Source organism: Paenibacillus algorifonticola (assembly GCF_050481745.1).
Taxonomy (GTDB): domain Bacteria; phylum Bacillota; class Bacilli; order Paenibacillales; family Paenibacillaceae; genus Pristimantibacillus; species Pristimantibacillus algorifonticola_A.
Genome location: NZ_JBCNGR010000003.1, coordinates 271,910 through 288,916, shown reverse-complemented (window position 1 = coordinate 288,916; position 17,007 = coordinate 271,910). Strand labels below are relative to the sequence as shown.

Sequence of the window (17,007 nt, the reverse complement as noted above, 5' to 3'; positions counted from 1 at the left end):
TGAAATTTACCCAAATCAAAGGTGGTTCTGCCTAATGGATCATGAAGTGACACTTTCGCCGTGGATTCAAAATGTGCGTTTTCTGCCTGCCATTGACTGGAACATTAAGTTTTTCGGCGCGCATGAACAGCGTGTAGACAAGCATTGGCAGATGCCGCTGGAATCCCATATCGGCTTTGAAATGATTTTTATTCAGGAGGGCGCGCAGGAAACCGTCATTGGCGAAAGCAAATATCAGCTGGGCGCCGGTGACTTTCTGCTTATTCCGCCCGGCTTTAAGCATAAGAGCCGCTGCATTTCGGAGGAAGGCATGGCTTATTTTTGCGCTCACTTTAATGTGGACGATCCGGCTTTTCGCCAAGAAATGATTCGGAGTGGCCGCCTGCTGTTCCCCGCCGGAAGCGCCGATCATGAGCGCCTGCTGCCCATTTTGAAGCAATGGATTGCGATGCTTAGGCGGGGAGGCGGCTATACGACGGCGGATCGCTTTCGGCTGCAGGCGGATTTGTTTGAACTGTTCGGGCTATTAGTGGGTACGATCTGTTTGCCGGAGGAGGAGATGGCAGCTATGCCGCCAGCGTCGGTACAATATGCCAAGGCGATTGCCGAGGCGATCAAGGGGAATTTTGACCCGCATAAGCTTCCAGGCGAGCCGGTGGTAGAAAGCGCTTTTTCTATTGAAGAGATTATGCGCTCACTCGGCATCAGCCCGGGCTATGGGCTTGAGGTGTTTCGCAAAGTGTATGGCCTGTCGCCACGGCAGTTTTTATCTGAGCTCAAGCTGCAGGAGGCTAAGGTGCTCATTCGCCAGCCGGAGCTGTCGCTGAAGGAAATTGCCGCACGGCTGGGCTATTCCCAGCTGTCGCATTTCAGCAGGCAATTCAAACGCTGGACCGGGATGAGCCCGCTCCATTACCGCCAGCAGCATTTTCAGCTGTAAAGGTTCGCCCGCGATAACGCGATTAGCCTCCGTGTTTTGTCAGCGCGGATAGTCTCTCTTATAGGACCTCTCCTTTTGGAGGACTGAGGTTCCGCTATTTTAGCTATTTTTGTGATTTGAGTATGTAGGTGGACAGGAGAGCCTTTATTATTCTCATTATCTCGGCAAAATAGCGATTGGGGGATCATTAGGGGCTTCTGTGTCCACGAGGCATCTCCATGACATTGGATAGCGTAAATAGCGGATTTGGGGTCCGCCAAAATAGGGGCCATCGAATTAAAGCTCGAAGAGCTTAGAATATGAAATAAGGCGCAAAATTTTCGCTGCTGCAAAAACCCTGCGCCTTATTTGTTTTTTCTTAACTGACCACAATTGCAACAAAGCTCCCTAGATATATTTTAGCAGCTCTTGCAGCTCTTGCAGCTCTTGCAGCTTTTTCAGTTCGTGTAGCTTTTGCACTTGCAAGCTCTACCCATTCTACCCTAGCAGCCCTTCCTGAAAGGCAACAACCTGATTATTCTTTGCCGACTCATACGCGCCATCCAGCAATGAAACCGTATGCAAATTGTCAAACGCGCTATTTTCGGCTTCTACGCCCGTTTCCAGCCAGACGAGCAGCTGATTGAGGCCGTCAAATATCGCCTCCTCAATCGGCAGCGCATGCTCCCATGTCTGCACCGGCTGCGGGTTCCAGTTCGGCTCCCCGCTCGGTTCGCGCCGATACAGCCCGATCGTATTGGACGTCGTGCTGAGCACGCCTTCGCTGCCAAGCACGACGAGATCATTTTTATGAAACGGACTGGAGAAGCTTTGGGTAAAATGGGCGCGCACGCCGTTCTCAAACGTCATCAGCACGGTCGCATCCGTCTCCCCTAAACAATCGACCGCCTCCGAAGAGTAGGCGCTGCAATAAATGGAAGCCGCCTTGGCACCCGCGATTCGGCGCATACCGTCAAACCAATGAATCGCCATGACGGACAAGGCATGACGCTCCGTGTGTACTCGCCAGCCTGCATCCTGCCGATAAAACAAGGAATCAAATTGAATCGACTCCAGCTTGCCAATTGCGCCTGACTTAACCAAATCGCGAATAAAATCAAATTGATGATGCTTGCGAAAATTTTGATTAATGCATACCGGAACGTTCAGCTGCTGGGCAAGCTCCGCTATTTGCTGGGCCTCGGCAAATGTGTCGGCGAAAGGCTTTTCCAGAAACACCGGAATGCCTGCTTCCAGCAGCGGCCGCATGATGCTTCCACGTATCGTCGAAGGCGTACAGACTACTGCGGCATCTAGCCCGCTATGCGCCAGCATTTCCGCAAGGTCCGTGTATCTCCCCGCAATGCCGAACTCATTTGCCCGCTCCTGGGCGGCTGCTTCGCTTGGGTCGCAAATTGCAACGACTTCCACGCGATCCTGATGATTGGCATAACCTCTCAAATGCAGCCGCGTGACAGCCCCCGCGCCGACAAATCCAATTTTATATTTTTTCATTCCGCCACTCTCCCAACACCTGATTTCATGAACGGCAAGCATTGCTGCATGCCCGTCACTATCTCACCGCCGCTTTCCTCATCCGCCGACATCCAGCCCGCATAGTCTATCCGCTTCACTTCCGCCATAATCGGCTGAAAATCAATCGAGCCCTCTCCTAATATCCGATATTCGCCAGCCGCAAAATCCTTCATATGAAAATTATTGATAAATGGCGCAAAGCTGCGAATGACCTCCGCCACATCGGAAATGCCCGACTTCACCAGATGCGCCGTATCGACCGTCAGTCCAACCCCGTCCTCCGGCCGCAGCTCGCTGAAAAATATATCAAAATCCGCCCGGTGCATCACCGGCTGATCATAATGATGATGCAGCGACAGCTTGAGCCCGCTGTCTTGCGCCTCCTTGCCCAGCTCCGCGAACAGACGCGCAAAGCTAGCAATAGCTTCCTTTTCCAGCCCCGTCCTTGGGACGCTGTGGCAGTAGACAATTAGCTCCGTGCCCACCTGCTTCCCAAAGCGGAAAATACGGCGCAGCTCATCCTTGCTATCGTCGCTAAGCAGCGTACCTCCCGTAATAAGCGCGGATGCGAGGCCCGGCGGCTGTCCCCAGCGTTCCATAAACCGCTCCGGTTCCTGCACGTGGGGCATATATTGATTCCATTTGAGCTGCAAACCCTCGTAGCCTGCCGCCTGATAGCCATGAATTAATGCCTTCTCTTCCTCTGCCCCTGCCGTTGGCCGGGAAAAAGCATACCGGATTCCCACTTATCGTCCTCCCTGCTTCCTACGTTCTATGTTCTGCATTCATACTAGGCCGCTCTATTCGCCCACCGTCTGCCGATCGACTGCGGAATACGCAATGATCATTCGGCACGGCTCCCAGCTGGTTGCCTTGGCATGATGCAGCACGTTTTGCGGAATGCGCAGTGCCATGCCTGGCTTCAGATGATGCATTTCATCCCCCAGCGAATGATCGCATTCGCCCGACAGCACAAAAATAATTTCCTCGCAGTTTGGGTGCCGATGACGCCCATTTTCCTGGCCTGCATGAATATAAACCTGCCCAAATGTCATTTGGCCCTCAGGATCGATTTCTTGTCCATATAACCATGCTATTTTGCCCCAGCCCATTTCCAGCACGTGCTGCTCCTCATTCAAATCCGCCGCTTTGACCATTTCGTCCCTCCTTCAAGATGATTGCAGGTTTATTTTAATTCAACTAGGTTGAATTATCAACAACTTTATTGAACCGTTTTCAACTCAGTCTTTTTATGATACGATAGAGGGCAAGTATGACAAATAAAGGTGTGTGACTGATGAGCCTCGGCAAAAGAATCCGGCTGATCCGCATGGAACAGAAGCGGACGCAGGAAGAAATCGCTAAACAGTGCGGCTTTACGAAGAGTCTCCTGTCCAAAATTGAAAACGATCTATCCGCTCCTCCAGTGGCGACACTGATGAAAATTGCCGGAGCTTTAGGCGTCCGGGTGTCCGACCTGATTGAAGAGCAGAGTTCGAATGCGACCGTATTCAATTCTAGCCTGCAGTACAGCGATAAAGACCGCTGGCTCCGGACAGACAGAGGGTATTCCTTCTACGCGTTTGCCAGCGAGCGCAGAGACAAGCTGGTCCAGCCTTATTTGATTACGGCCCGTAAAGGCGAGGTAAAGCCGCACGGCTTCTCCCATGAGGGCGAGGAATTTATTTATATGATCAGCGGCGAGATGACGTATAAGGTTGGTGCGACTGAATATTCGCTGCATCCGGGGGATACGCTTTATTTCAATTCGCTGGAGGAGCATCTCCTCTGCCCCGTATCGGACGAAGTGACGTATATGGCTATCTTTACGCAAAAATCACTGGAGCAATAACGGCCGCGGCCAGAGACGAGCATTTACTTTTTCAACGAAAGCGGAGGAATTAGGGTATGAAATACAGACGCATCGGTTCAAGCGGCATTAAAGTAAGCGAAATCGGTCTTGGAAGCTGGCTCACTTATGGAACAGCTACCGAGCAGCAAGCGGCTGACGCTTGCATTCAGCAAGCCTTTGAAAGCGGCATCAATTTTTTCGACACCTCCAATGCCTATAATCGCGGCGAAGGCGAGCGGGCGCTCGGCGCTGCCCTGCGGCCTTTCGAGCGCGCAAGCTACGTGCTTTCGACGAAGGTCTTCTTCAATATGGGGGACGGCCCCAATGACGGCGGCTTATCGCGCAAGCATATTATGGAGCAGTGCGATGCCAGCTTGAAACGTCTGGGCACAGACTATATTGATATTTATTTTTGCCATCGCTATGATCAAAATGCTCCGCTGGAAGAGACGCTGCGGGCGCTGGACGATTTGACGGCACAGGGCAAAATTTTGTATTCCGCTGTCTCCGAATGGAGCGCCGCTCAAATCGCCGATGCGACTGGCATTGCGAAGCGGCTTAACCTGCGTCCGCTTATTTCCAACCAGCCGATCTACAATATGTTTGAGCGATATATTGAGCAAGAGATCATCCCTGTCAGCGAGCGGGAAGGCATCGGCCAAATCGTCTTTTCGCCGCTGGCGCAAGGCATTCTGACCGGAAAATACAGAAAGGGCCAGCAACTGCCTACAGATAGCCGCGCTGCCAATGATTCGATCAACCATGTGCTGAAAAGCTATTTACGGGACGATGTCCTTGATTGCGTAGAACAGCTTGACGGGCTGGCTAGCCAGCTTGGCGTCTCCATTTCCCAGCTCGCGCTGGCATGGGTGCTGCGCTTGCCGGGCATCAGCTCCGCGCTGATTGGCGCGAGCCGTCCGCAGCAAATCGTCGAAAACGTCAAAGCGGTCGAGCTGCAGCTTTCGGCAGATGTCGTCCAAGAAATCGAAACTATTTTAGAGCAAGTGAAGCATTTCGCACCGCTTAGATAACAGCTGCGTGCGCTAAATCCTGCATCTTGCTGGATATTTTCCAACAGAAGAACCCTTCTCCTTGATCGAGCAGCGTTCGGCTTGCCGGAACTGCTATAGCTCAGGAGAGGGGCTTTTTGTGTTTAGAGAACGGCGCGTTTCCTACTCTTTCTCGCCCCGCCCTCCCTATTATGACAAGCTTATCCACTTAAAGGTCAGGATCGATCCCTTTGGTTTCTTTACCCAGAAAAGCAACCGCCAGCGCACCGCATACGATTGCCACAAAGAAAATGATGAATACCGTTTGAATCGATGTACCGCCTGCCACGAGCATCCCTACCATGTAAGGGCCGACAATGCCGCCGATCCGGCCGAAGGAGGCGGCAAAGCCTGCTCCCGTTGCGCGTACCGCCGTCGGATATTGCTCCGGCGTGTAAGCATACATCGCTCCCCAAGCGCCCAGATTGAAGAAGGACAGGCAAGCTCCGGCAGCAAGCAGCATGCCTTCTGTCGTCGCACTGCCGAACCACATGGCGCTTACCGCCGTCAGCAGCAAATAGGTGACCAGCACAAATTTGCGCCCCAGCTTCTCGATAAAGTAGGCCGCTGTAAAATACCCCGGAAGCTGCGCAAGTGTAATGAGCAGCACATATTGAAAGCTTTTGACCAGTCCGAATCCCTTCAGCACCATGACGGTCGGCAGCCACAGAAACATGCCGTAATACGAGAAGACGACCGTTAGCCACAGCAGCCACAGCATAATGGTCGAACGGCGATGCTTTGGCGACCAAATCGCCGCAAGCCGCTGGCGCAGCGGTAAAACCTCCCCCTTTTGCGCCACATAACGCGGTGAATCCTCAATGGCTCTTCGCAAATACAGCGCGTACAGCGCTGGAACCGCTCCAATAATAAATGCCGCTCGCCAGCCATAGGCCGGTATAACAAAATACGAGACGAGCGCAGCGACAATCCAGCCGCCTGCCCAGAAGCTTTCCAGCAGCACGATCGCTCTGCCTCTATCCTTCACGGGAACCGACTCGGACACGAGCGTCGAAGCGACGGGCAGCTCGCCGCCAAGTCCAAAGCCGCCAGCGAAACGCAGCAGGCACAGCACGGTAAAGGTACCCGCCAGCGCCGACAAGCCGCTCGCCGCCGAGAAAATGAGCAGCGTCCACAGCAAAATCGTCCGGCGTCCGTAGCGGTCCGCAAGCGCACCCGCTGCTGCCGCTCCCACTGCCATGCCGATGGAATTAATAGCCGTCAGCTGTCCGATCTGCTCGGTGCCTAGCCCCCATTCTACGCTCAGCGCAGCCACGATAAAGGACAGCATGCCGACGTCCATCGCGTCAAACATCCAGCTGAGCCCAGCGCTGAACAGCAATTTGCGTTGTTTTTTGTCTTGCAGCAATGATGCCTGTTTCATTATGCTTTAGCTCCTTATGTAAGCATGTGATTTATTTATCATCGCATCTTCTGACCTTTTGGACAAGCATCATTATTATAACCGCCCTCGCAAAACGCTAGCCCCCTGTCCCTTCCTGAAGCAAAACCCAAGCTGGTCGAAATTACCTGCCCAAGAAACCTTGCATAGAGAACATACATTCGGTATATAATACGTAATACGAATAAACGTTCGCGTCATGGTGGTGTAGCTATGAGTGTCCATTCAATCATCGAAACGGAAGAGGATCTGCAAATTATTAAGAAACATACCTTGCTGCCGATCCTTCTCGATATGTTAGCCAGAGACATCAACGAATTAAAAATGTATCGAAATAAAATCATTTATAATCATATTCTTTTTTATCTCAATGAAATGGAGCAAAGCATCTATCTTGAACTGCAAACCATTAAGAAAAAAATGAGAGAGCGGAATATTAAAGCGTTAAACACCGAGATGAATGCGCGGGGGGTCCATGTTGAATATAAAGTTCGCGGTTATATCCACCATTTCACCATGCTGAGAAGCTTAGTGAAAGCCGAGCTAATGACCATGCTGATGAATATGCGGAGGCGGTTGGAATGAGGGAAACAGCTGAAAGGGTTATATTGCTCGCAGATTGTCAAAGTTTTTACGCAAGTATTGAAAAAGCCAGCCATCCGGAGTGTAAAAATAAACCCGTTGTTGTAGCCGGCTCTGTTGAGCGCCGATCAGGCATTATTTTAGCGGCTTGCCCCATTGCCAAGCAATACGGCATCACGACAGCCGAGCGGCTCGGAATCGCATTAAATAAATGCCCGGAGCTCGTCGTCCTGCGTCCCCGCATGCAGCATTATATTGATGCCTCCATGATGATTACGGGCATTTATGAGGAGTTTACGAATCTGGTTGAAATCTTTAGCATCGATGAGCAGTTTCTGGACATTACGGCAAGCCTCCCTCTTTTCGGAGACCCGGTTACGATAGCCAAAGCCCTTCAACAGAAGGTTCTTCAGCAGACAGGCGTGTGGATAAGGGTAGGCATAAGCTCCAATAAAATGCTTGCTAAAATGGCCACGGACATCTGGGCAAAAAAGAATAAGGATGGCATCTTTACCCTCCCTAAAACAGAAGTCGAAGCTTTGCTGTGGCCGCAGCCGGTTCAAAAAATGTTTGGGGTCGGCTCACGCATGACCACCCATTTCACCCGGCTTGGCATGCATACCATAGGCGATATTGCCAAAACGCCGCTTCCTCGTCTCAAGGATCGGCTTCGCTTTCGCTTTGGCAAGCAATCCGATATTCATGCCGAGGTGCTGTGGCGGACGGCCAACGGCATCGATGACAGCCCGGTTACACCCGAGACCTTCAACACCCCGCCAAAATCGGTTGGCCATATGATGACTTTGCCAAGAGATTATATGGAGCCATGGGAGGTAGATACCGTTTTATTAGAGCTGACCGAGGAGGTTTGCCGCGATTGCCGCCGCAAGCAATATATGGGCCATGTCGTTACGGTCAACTGCATGTGCAGCCCTTACGAAGCGCCCACCGGATTTTCACGCCAAATGAAGCTGCTCGATCCCACTAACCACACCAAAACGGTTTTTGAAGCGGTGAAGCAGCTGTTTTATAAATTTTGGGATGGCATGCCTGTGCGCCGGGTCGGTGTGACCATCAGCCAGCTCATGGACGATCAAAACTATCAGCTCACCCTCTTTGAGGATCAGATCAAGCTTAGAGCGCTGGAAAAAGTGACAGACGCCATCAAAAATCGTTACGGAAGCACCGCAATTGTAAGAGCTTCATCCCTTACTGCCGCAGGGCAAGCAGCGGATAGGTCCATAAAAATCGGGGGGCACTACAAATGAGCAAAAAACTTGAAAAGAACGGGCTCTGGGAATCTAGCCGAATGATGCTTCCACAGCATAAGGAGGCTTTTCAGAACAGATTTCAAAATCAAGCCCTTCAGCCTGTTCGTCCAACAGCGGAAGAGATTCTTATGATGAAAGATTATGTACTGCTGCCGATCATGCATGCGATCATCGTCAAAAAAGCCAGCGAGGCAGAGCAATCCTCAGAAACGCTAAGATTGCTCTATTCTAAAGCGGCCCAATTGCTGGCTAGAAATGTCCATGACGACTTAACCCAATTAAAGAGAGGATTGACGGAGAAAGGCATTCGCGTTTTTGAAGAGGAGAAAAATCATCAAGAGGCTCGTTACCGCTATATTTGCCGGGAATATGAAGATCATTTCACCATCACCAGAGACTACATGCGTGCCGAGATCAGCATTCGAATAGGACGTTATGTGGATGGTCTTGTGACAACCATTACAAGTGCTGGAAGGACGAATGGATGAATGGATGAATGGATGGATGGATAGATGTCGGCTCAAATTTATTCAGCAGCACGCCTCTACAATCATTCAATCAGAAAGGACCACCGGGCAGCAGCCTGCCGCAGTGGTCCTCCGCTTTTACCCTTTAATCGAACCGATCATAACGCCTTTCTCAAAATACTTCTGCAAAAACGGATACAGCACTAAAATCGGCAGCGTAGACACGATAATGACGCCATATTTAATCTGATCTGCGTATTTCTGCGCGTAGCCGCCGGAGTCGCCGCCTGTCCCCGCCCCGCTTGCAAACACCTGGTTCGATAATAAAATATCGCGAAGAATAATTTGCAGCGGCTTCAGCTCATTGTCCCGAATGTAAATCAGCGCAGTGAAAAAGTCATTCCAGTGCCCGACCAAATAATACAGGCCGATGACGGAGATCAAGGCTTTGGACAGCGGCAGCGCCACCTTTACGAAATAGACGAAATGCGAGCAGCCGTCCATTGCAGCCGCCTCGTAGAGCTCCGAAGGAAGCGTCGATTCAAAAAAAGTACGAGCGATAATTAAATAAAAAACATTAACGCTAAACGGTACGATAAATACCCAAGGCGTATTTGTAAGATGCAGATCCTTCATTAGCAAATAAGTTGGAATGAGCCCGCCATTGAAAAACATCGTAAACACAAATGCAAACATCATATATTTTCTTGCCTTAAACTCCTTGCGTGACAGCACGTAGGCAGCAGGCAGCGTGAACAGCAAATTGACTAGCGTACCAACGGATGTGTAAAACAACGTATTGCGGTAGCCGGTCCATATGCGTTCATCCTTAAAAATTTCCCCGTAGCCGAAGAAGCTCGTTCCCTTGGGGAACAGCAGCACTTTACCGGTTGAGACGAGTGTCGAGTCGCTTACCGAGGCGATAATAATAAAATAGAGCGGGTAAGCAACCGTCAGGAAAATAACGGCACATACGATGACCAGCATGATTCTAAACAAAATTTCACCGCCGCCAAGACGCGGCCTTATCTTTTCCATTGTATTCCCTCCTTCCGCCGTAGGCTAGAACAGACTGGTGTCGGACACACGCCTAGAAATGGCGTTCATCGTATACAGGAATATAAAATTAATGATCGTATTAAACAAGCCGATAGCTGAAGCATAGCTGAATTGATTAGACACAATCCCCATTTTGTAGACATAGGTCGCAATCACTTCGGATACAGGCAAATTCAATGCATTTTGCATCAAAAATATTTTTTCAAAACCCGTGCTCAAAATGCCCCCCATGCTTAAAATGAACAAAATGACGATCGTTGGCATCAGCGCCGGAAAATCAATATAACGGATCGTCTGCCAGCGGTTTGCTCCGTCTATTTTGGACGAATCATAAAGCTGGGGATCGACACTTGAGAGCGCCGCTAAATAAATAATGCTGTTCCAGCCGCAATGCTGCCAAATATCCGAAATCACATAGGTAGGTATAAAGGTATTGCTTGAGGCAAGCAAATTGATGTGCCCCAGCCCTATCGCTTTCATCAAATGGCCGACGATGCCGGTCTCAGGGGAAAGCAGCACGTTCAACATGCCAACCAGCACGATGACCGAAATAAAATGCGGCAAATAGACAGTCGTCTGCATCATATTTTTGAACGATTTCCGACGGATCTGGTTCAACACGAGCGCGAGAATAATCGGAGCCGGAAACCCGATAATAATGGTCGCGAGGCTGATCAAAAACGTATTTCGCATCAGATCGCTGAACAGATAGCTTTCGATAAACTGCTGAAAGTAGAATAGTCCCTTCCATTCTCCGCCAGTCAGCCCTTTGCTGAAATCGTAATCGCGAAAGGCCAGCTGTACGCCATACATCGGAATATAGTTGAAGATAAAAATAGTGGCAAGCGCCGGCAAAATCATCAGCCATAGCTGATAGTCACGCTTGACGGTGCCAAGCTTCGTTACTGTACGCATCGCCGCGCCTCCTTTCATGAGTAAACCTGCACAACAGCCTCCGCTACAGCTTGCTTACAAATTCATCGTAATACTTCTGCATAATTTCCACATTTTTATCAAGGCCGGCCTTCTGGCTTTCCTTCACATAAGCGTCCCATTCCGCCTCGATTCCGCCTTTCGTAACCCATTTGGCGAACGTCGTATCGGCCAGGTTCATAATGTTCGTATTGTTTAAGCTCATCGCATTGTTATCTTCATTCGTATATTTAACGAAGGTGCCCGGATAAATATCGATCTGGGAATCTACTTGTGCAAGTGCATCTTTAAGCGGCTCTGACTGGGTCAGCACCTCCTGCATATCTTTGCCGAGCGTCAGGTCGATCGTATCCGAAATATAGAAAGCGCCATTATCTGCCCAAGTAGACGTCCATTTCCATGTGCCGGGGTCCATCTTCGAATCTTTTGGTGGAAGCACCGCATAGGAGCCATTGCCTTTGTCCTCAATGTTAGGGCCAATCGAGCCAAACAGCACTTGAATGCCAATTTCCGGCTTATACAGCTCATTAATGAAGCGCATAGCTGCTTCCTTGTTTTTCGTTTTGGCCGACATCACAATATTATTGGCGCCATAATTCAGTGTATAGCTGTCATAGCTCCACGACACTGGGCCCGAATAGCTCGCAGAGGATTTAAGCGGCGACATCGACGCATACTGCGGAGCAAGCTGTTCTCCAAACCGATCTGATGCTACCCAGCCCCACGTAAAGCCAACTTTGGCTATATCCCCTTCCCCGCGGGCAACAGCCTGCAGCTTCGTATAATCGTGAGTGAACACCTCCGGGTTAATGAGCCCCGCCTTGTATAGCTTGTTCAGGAACATAACGAGCTCCTTGTAGCGATCGTCGGTCAGGAAATTTTTCACCTTGCCGTCCTCAACGAAGTAGCCTTGCCCACTCACATCGGAAGACAGCTTAATGCCCATACCGCCTAGCAGCACAGCTGGATTAAAGAAGCCGCCGATTCCGCCCGACCAGTCCATCGGAATTTCATCATTAGGATCTCCGTTGCCATTCGCATCCTTCTCCTTGAAGGCGACCAGCACATCATACAGCTCATCCCATGTAGTAGGCATATCTAGGCCAAGATTGTCCAGCCAAGTCTGATTAATATATTGTCTGTTAACCGTATCCGGCCAAAATCGCTGGTACTTCGCAAGTCCATAAATTTGACCATCGCGCTGGGTGGAAATTTGCTTGGTTTCCGGTTTCTCTTCGAACATTTTCTGAACATGGGGAGCGCCTTCCATTAACTCGCTCATGTCCTGAAATAATCCCTTGAATTGGGCAAAATCAGCATCTGTAATCACATTCGGGCCAACGAATAAATCTGGAACATCACCGCTGGCAAGCATCGTTCCTTTCTTTTGCCCCCAATCCGCGGTAATTTCTTGCCACTGGATGTCTACGCCCGCCGCATCCTCAATCTGCTGAAGCCATTCCATCTCGGCAAGCGGCTTCGTTAGCGGATGCTTGACGATAACACCAGTCAGCTTAACCTTCGAGCCGCTTTGCCCAGCACTTCCGCTCGGGTCGCTTGCGCTGCCTTCATTAGAACTGGAACATGCTGCCAAGAGCGTCGTCCCGACCACCAACAACGACAACATCGTAATGATCTGCTTCTTCATGTGCATTACCCCCGATATTCTTTTAGTCTGCCGACCCGTTTATACTGCTTACTCCCGGATTCAAGGAGCAAGACTGCTGTCTGCATCTTCTCGGCCCCCTTACTCTAACCGTTCTGCTGCGAACCTGTATACAAACAGTTTTTGACCAATCAACACTTTTTGAGAGCGCTTTATAACTGATTTTGTAAGCGATTTCAAAATAGGCATATACTCTTTTTGAAATTTTGCATATGCTCAAAAAGTGTACGTTCTACCTACAAAAATGGTCTGCGTCAGACTACTCCATTTGGACGTGTATTTCAAAAAAGCTGCCACCATGCCAAGACGGCACAGCAGCAGCTTTATCACACTTATTTGCAAGAGTCCCGGTATTGGCCGGGAGTTGTTCCAACCATTTTCTTGAAGGATCGAATAAAGCTCGATGTGTTCGAGTAGCCTGTCTGCTGGGCGATAGAATCCAGTGTCCCTCCTGTGCTGCGAAGCAATTGGATCGACTTCTGAATGCGAAGTCTGTCAATATATTCTTTAAAATTATGGCCAATTGTTTTTTTGAAATGATAGCTGAAGCCCGACTGCGACATGCTGAAGTGGTCAGCGAACATTTGCAGCGAAAAATTAGCGTCAAAGCCTTTTTCCGCAATGACGGCCAAAATCTCCTCTTGAGTTGCGACGCGGGCAGCAGGCAGCGTCTCGCGAATAATATCGCATAGCTTGCTGCAGCTTTCCCGCATAATGCCCACCATCTGCTCAATTGTATAGCGGTGCTGAAAGGCCGCATCCGTAAGCCTGAGCAAATGGCCACCATCGTGACGGAACCTTTGCAGCCCGCCCAAAATAACGCTGATCGTATTCGAATAAACCGTTCTGATCATATGCGGCGGCATGCCGCTGCTAACGAGATAATCGATGATTTTCTCAAGCACGGATTGCACGACGTTAGGCTCGTTTTTGAGAATCGCCATCTCCAGTGATTGCAGCAGCTCGGCAAAATAAGAAACCATCCCATTTTGCGAAATTTCGATGTCGCCAAACGCTAGCAGCTCGTCCTGCTGACGAATACGCAAATATTCACCGGCACGTACCGCCTGCAAATAGGACAAATGCATACCTTCAGGAGATAACCCGCTCTCAGCCAAGCCGATACCAATTAACACCTCCCGCCCCAGCTGCTCCTTCAGCTTGCTCTGCACGCCGGACAAATACGTCTTGACGGCAACGCCCTCCTGATGCGAGCAGACAAATATCCATTCTTGGTTGTAGATACTTGCGAAGAAATGACCCTCTAACGTTTCAGGCAGCTGCTGCTCCTCCTGCCGCAAAAATTCGGATACTTCCTCCCTATCCTCCTTGCTCGCATCGAAAGATAGAACAGCAGCCGTTACCGCATCGCGGTTTTTAAATACGCCGTAATCCGCCCCTTGCGAATGAAAAGCCTCCCAAGTCGCATAATGGCCGCTGACAAGCTCAAACAGCACATTGTCGCGCAAAATCGGCAGCGTTCTCTGAACCCGTTCATCCAGCTTCGTATTCGTTAAGGAAAGCTCATCCAAGGCGTAACGAATTGTATCGATCTCGTTCATCCGGCCTGGACTGCTATCCTTATGCTTGAAAACCTCTGTGGCAAAGCCCACAAGCCGCTTGATCGGATGATAGTTTTTGCGAATCGAAATGTAAATAACGATCCCCTCTATAAAAAGGATCAGCAGAAGAATAAGTATCGTATTCCACTGGATGGAGCGAATATCCTGCAAAGATTCGGTAACGGGCAGCATGCTGACATATTGCCAGCCATTTTTGTCCGATACATTGTGTGAAACGATATAGGATTTGCCATCAATCGTCTGAATCGTTGACCCTGCTTCGCCTGCACCAAGCTGCTTAACCATCTGGCGGAAATCGTCCGTCTCACTGTAAGCCGCTTCTTTAGATGCAACCAGCTTATTTCCCTTCTGGTCAAAAATATAAAACTCGCCATTATACGATTCGGATACCGCATTCATCATGCGAATAATCGTTTCCTCTTTCACGAGAATGAGCACCGAAGCTGGCGAATGCTCCCCGCCCAGCGGCATCGGCAGCATAAAGGTCAGCATCCTGATGCCATTGTTGCCCGGAACGATGACATTTTCGGCCGGTCTGACCGAAGGCAAGGTGAGCTTGTCCAGCTCCTGAAACATTTCATTATGAGGCCATGATTCATAATAATAGCCGACGCCACGATTAGCAAAATCATCTACACTGTAGACACTGCCCGTTTTGGCGAACAGGTAGCCGATATTTTTGACATATAATAGCGTGTTGTAGATAAAAGCATCGGTTGCATTATATTTGCGCATCTCATTGGCAATGACGATACGCCGATAATCGTCCTCCATCGCCATGTACATTCTCATATCCCCATTGCGCATTAATTCCGAGGGCAGATCATAAACATAGCGGGTAAAAATATCGAGAGAGGTCATGAATTGCTCCGTCACATGGGCATTCCATTCCATTTCCTTCTCCTTGGCCGCTTTGGTCGAGTGAGGATAATAGTAGAGCAAAATGCTGACGATCGGCAGCAGCAGCACCAGCACATATGAAATTAGAAATTTGGCCAATAAGTTCACTTTTATTTTTTTCAAGCAGACCCGCCCTTCCGTACCTTCCCTATGAACTAAACGGCTTGCCCCAAGGCTTTTGTCCATATCGACGAATCTAGAAAACGCTTACAAATCAAAAAAGGAAACCAGCCTCTCCATACTTCAACTTGCCTATGTATTCCCAATGTGGAATTCGCGGCCGCTTCTTTCTCATTTTATAGGATCGGCTTTACCCTTTCAACCATTCGTTCACATATACAAGCGCTATGTCCAGGTTATAAAGTAACTTAAAAGCTTTATAAGTCTGGACATATTAAAATAAGCTCCAGAAAATGGTTCTGGCCGCGAATTTATTAATTAGCACGATTAGGGCTTCCACTGCTGTGAAGCCAGCACAGCCAGTTCAATTTTATTCAGCAGCAGGCTGTATTCATTGGTCATTTCAAAGGATTGCGGCAGCGGCAGTTTTTGAAAATAAGGAAGCACCTGCGCTGCCTGCTGGAACCAATCGCCAGGCTCAGGCGCCTCAACTGCTCGATCCGGCCAGACGCCGCTCAGCTCCGGACTGAATAAAGGAGCGGCACCAGGCGCCAGCCGTCTCCCCGATAGCCGCTCCCTGTAAGGCTTCTTTGGCGGATCACGCCTGACTACTGCAAACAAATGAGGGGCATAATCCGCACGTGAACCCGTGTGACGAATGGCTCGCACGAAAGCAACGGCGCCGCCATACACCTCCGGCACACTGAATAACAGCGCATACAGCCGTTTGCCGAACTCAATTCGCTCTTTAAGATTATCAAAGTTTTCCAAAATAAGCCCCGCCAGCTTCATTTCTTCCCCCCCGGAGCGATAACAAAACACAACCGCATTAAGCTGTAATAACGACTGCAAGCCAAAAAACACCGTATCCAGCACCTCCTTGCGGAAAAAGGGATGCTGCACAATTCGCTTTTCAATGTAATTTTGCTCATTCACGATCAGCGCCACCGACAAAATAGCGGAATCGCGGCTCTCCCAAAACGTTTGCCAGACCGGGACCATAAAGCGGGAAACACCAAGCTGCGGCAGCAAATGAAACAACGGACGCCCAGCTTTGCAGCTTGCCTCATACAGCAGCAGCTGCGGATAAGCATCCTGAAAAATCAACGCATTCGCGCGCTCTAAAAAGCGGAATACGGCCTCGCGGGCGGAACGGCCCAGCAAATACGGCAGCCACTCTCCCTGTAAATCGGTCATATTCCAGCCGCCATTACGCGAAACCAAATGCGCCAGCAGCGCCCAGTGCAGCTCGGGCCTGCGTTCATAGATCGCCAAATAAGCTTCCGTTCTCGTCACATTGTTGCGATTCAAATGAACGGCGTCCGCTCGAATCGCTGCAAGCAGCGCATGCTCGGCTGAGCCAGCAACGGCAGCGCTATTCACAGGAGGACTGGCATTAGAGATCGCATTTGGTTTAGCATTGGGGCTGGCATTGGAGCCGCCCGCTTCCTGCTCCCGCTCAAGCAGCGTCCATGAGGCTGCAAGCTTAGCAACGATTGCGGGCTGCATCACAAGCGGGCGCGCCGCAGCAGCCATTTTTTGCGACTCGCCAAAGCTATGCCATTTGCCAACTGCATACAGAAAGGCGTCTGCCGGCAGCTGGATACAACGCCGCAGCCACGCTCTAAAACCGCTCACAAGCTTTCCGCCAACGCCTCCCATAAGCTC

15 protein-coding genes are annotated in these 17,007 nt (G+C 50.1%); 6 read left to right on the top strand and 9 right to left on the bottom strand.

Annotated elements, in window-relative coordinates:
* The first annotated feature begins 34 nt into the window (after positions 1-34).
* On the top strand, positions 35-940 hold the full coding sequence (locus tag ABEW34_RS02550) for a helix-turn-helix domain-containing protein (RefSeq protein WP_430154565.1): 906 nt from the start codon (positions 35-37) through the stop codon (positions 938-940).
* A gap of 477 nt (positions 941-1,417) precedes the next feature.
* Here the strand turns inward: ABEW34_RS02550 and ABEW34_RS02545 are convergent, their stop codons facing one another.
* From ABEW34_RS02545 to ABEW34_RS02535, 3 genes are read right to left on the bottom strand one after another with little or no spacing between them, the layout of a single operon-like run.
* Complete coding sequence (locus ABEW34_RS02545) at positions 1,418-2,434, bottom strand: Gfo/Idh/MocA family protein (RefSeq protein ID WP_430154563.1); 1,017 nt, start codon at positions 2,432-2,434, stop codon at positions 1,418-1,420.
* Positions 2,431-3,201, bottom strand: coding sequence for a sugar phosphate isomerase/epimerase family protein (locus tag ABEW34_RS02540; protein ID WP_430154561.1), 771 nt, complete (start codon positions 3,199-3,201; stop codon positions 2,431-2,433). The genes ABEW34_RS02545 and ABEW34_RS02540 overlap by 4 nt, the downstream gene beginning before the upstream one ends.
* Positions 3,202-3,255: 54 nt before the next feature.
* Positions 3,256-3,612 (bottom strand): cupin domain-containing protein, encoded by a 357-nt coding sequence (locus ABEW34_RS02535; protein ID WP_430154559.1) that lies wholly within the window; start codon positions 3,610-3,612, stop codon positions 3,256-3,258.
* A gap of 140 nt (positions 3,613-3,752) precedes the next feature.
* Here ABEW34_RS02535 and ABEW34_RS02530 point away from each other — a divergent pair, with 140 nt between their 5' ends.
* Positions 3,753-4,307, top strand: coding sequence for a helix-turn-helix domain-containing protein (locus ABEW34_RS02530; protein ID WP_430154558.1), 555 nt, complete (start codon positions 3,753-3,755; stop codon positions 4,305-4,307).
* Positions 4,308-4,363: 56 nt separating this feature from the next.
* The gene (locus ABEW34_RS02525; RefSeq protein ID WP_430154556.1) at positions 4,364-5,338 is read left to right on the top strand and encodes an aldo/keto reductase family protein; all 975 of its coding nucleotides are present in this window, start codon (positions 4,364-4,366) and stop codon (positions 5,336-5,338) included.
* 187 nt (positions 5,339-5,525) lie between these two features.
* On the opposite strand, the gene ABEW34_RS02520 is transcribed toward ABEW34_RS02525, so the two are convergent.
* Positions 5,526-6,740 carry an MFS transporter gene (locus ABEW34_RS02520; protein WP_430154554.1) on the bottom strand — a complete coding sequence of 405 codons (1,215 nt, stop codon included), beginning with the start codon at positions 6,738-6,740 and terminating at the stop codon, positions 5,526-5,528.
* Positions 6,741-6,971: 231 nt separating this feature from the next.
* Between ABEW34_RS02520 and ABEW34_RS02515 the strand changes: the two genes are divergently transcribed.
* Genes ABEW34_RS02515 through ABEW34_RS02505 form a run of 3 tightly spaced genes read left to right on the top strand, consistent with a single transcriptional unit; the run spans position 6,972 to position 9,099 of the window.
* Entirely contained in the window at positions 6,972-7,343 is a 372-nt protein-coding gene (locus ABEW34_RS02515) for a hypothetical protein (RefSeq protein ID WP_430154553.1), read from the top strand.
* Positions 7,340-8,608 carry a DNA polymerase IV gene (locus tag ABEW34_RS02510; protein ID WP_430154551.1) on the top strand — a complete coding sequence of 423 codons (1,269 nt, stop codon included), beginning with the start codon at positions 7,340-7,342 and terminating at the stop codon, positions 8,606-8,608. Before ABEW34_RS02515 ends, ABEW34_RS02510 begins: the two co-directional genes overlap by 4 nt.
* Entirely contained in the window at positions 8,605-9,099 is a 495-nt protein-coding gene (locus tag ABEW34_RS02505; protein WP_430154549.1) for a hypothetical protein, read from the top strand. Before ABEW34_RS02510 ends, ABEW34_RS02505 begins: the two co-directional genes overlap by 4 nt.
* A gap of 117 nt (positions 9,100-9,216) precedes the next feature.
* On the opposite strand, the gene ABEW34_RS02500 is transcribed toward ABEW34_RS02505, so the two are convergent.
* The 5 genes from ABEW34_RS02500 to ABEW34_RS02480 all read right to left on the bottom strand — a co-directional run bounded on the left by ABEW34_RS02500 (position 9,217) and on the right by ABEW34_RS02480 (position 17,001).
* Entirely contained in the window at positions 9,217-10,116 is a 900-nt protein-coding gene (locus ABEW34_RS02500; protein WP_430154547.1) for a carbohydrate ABC transporter permease, read from the bottom strand.
* Positions 10,117-10,140: 24 nt separating this feature from the next.
* Positions 10,141-11,052, bottom strand: coding sequence for an ABC transporter permease (locus ABEW34_RS02495; RefSeq protein ID WP_430154545.1), 912 nt, complete (start codon positions 11,050-11,052; stop codon positions 10,141-10,143).
* A gap of 43 nt (positions 11,053-11,095) precedes the next feature.
* On the bottom strand, positions 11,096-12,718 hold the full coding sequence (locus ABEW34_RS02490) for an extracellular solute-binding protein (protein ID WP_430154543.1): 1,623 nt from the start codon (positions 12,716-12,718) through the stop codon (positions 11,096-11,098).
* 350 nt (positions 12,719-13,068) lie between these two features.
* Complete coding sequence (locus ABEW34_RS02485; protein WP_430154542.1) at positions 13,069-15,342, bottom strand: helix-turn-helix domain-containing protein; 2,274 nt, start codon at positions 15,340-15,342, stop codon at positions 13,069-13,071.
* A gap of 324 nt (positions 15,343-15,666) precedes the next feature.
* Positions 15,667-17,001 carry a DUF2515 domain-containing protein gene (locus tag ABEW34_RS02480; RefSeq protein ID WP_430154540.1) on the bottom strand — a complete coding sequence of 445 codons (1,335 nt, stop codon included), beginning with the start codon at positions 16,999-17,001 and terminating at the stop codon, positions 15,667-15,669.
* Between the last annotated feature and the right edge of the window lie 6 nt (positions 17,002-17,007).

Bases quoted from the DNA above. Each gene is read 5' to 3' on its own strand.
- ABEW34_RS02520 (WP_430154554.1), bottom strand. From the start codon at position 6,740: ATGAAACAGGCATCATTGCTGCAAGACAAAAAACAACGCAAATTGCTG.
- ABEW34_RS02535 (WP_430154559.1), bottom strand. From the start codon at position 3,612: ATGGTCAAAGCGGCGGATTTGAATGAGGAGCAGCACGTGCTGGAAATG.
- ABEW34_RS02505 (WP_430154549.1), top strand. From the start codon at position 8,605: ATGAGCAAAAAACTTGAAAAGAACGGGCTCTGGGAATCTAGCCGAATG.
- ABEW34_RS02530 (WP_430154558.1), top strand. From the start codon at position 3,753: ATGAGCCTCGGCAAAAGAATCCGGCTGATCCGCATGGAACAGAAGCGG.
- ABEW34_RS02500 (WP_430154547.1), bottom strand. From the start codon at position 10,116: ATGGAAAAGATAAGGCCGCGTCTTGGCGGCGGTGAAATTTTGTTTAGA.
- ABEW34_RS02510 (WP_430154551.1), top strand. From the start codon at position 7,340: ATGAGGGAAACAGCTGAAAGGGTTATATTGCTCGCAGATTGTCAAAGT.
- ABEW34_RS02525 (WP_430154556.1), top strand. From the start codon at position 4,364: ATGAAATACAGACGCATCGGTTCAAGCGGCATTAAAGTAAGCGAAATC.
- ABEW34_RS02515 (WP_430154553.1), top strand. From the start codon at position 6,972: ATGAGTGTCCATTCAATCATCGAAACGGAAGAGGATCTGCAAATTATT.
- ABEW34_RS02495 (WP_430154545.1), bottom strand. From the start codon at position 11,052: ATGCGTACAGTAACGAAGCTTGGCACCGTCAAGCGTGACTATCAGCTA.
- ABEW34_RS02480 (WP_430154540.1), bottom strand. From the start codon at position 17,001: ATGGGAGGCGTTGGCGGAAAGCTTGTGAGCGGTTTTAGAGCGTGGCTG.
- ABEW34_RS02550 (WP_430154565.1), top strand. From the start codon at position 35: ATGGATCATGAAGTGACACTTTCGCCGTGGATTCAAAATGTGCGTTTT.
- ABEW34_RS02545 (WP_430154563.1), bottom strand. From the start codon at position 2,434: ATGAAAAAATATAAAATTGGATTTGTCGGCGCGGGGGCTGTCACGCGG.
- ABEW34_RS02490 (WP_430154543.1), bottom strand. From the start codon at position 12,718: ATGAAGAAGCAGATCATTACGATGTTGTCGTTGTTGGTGGTCGGGACG.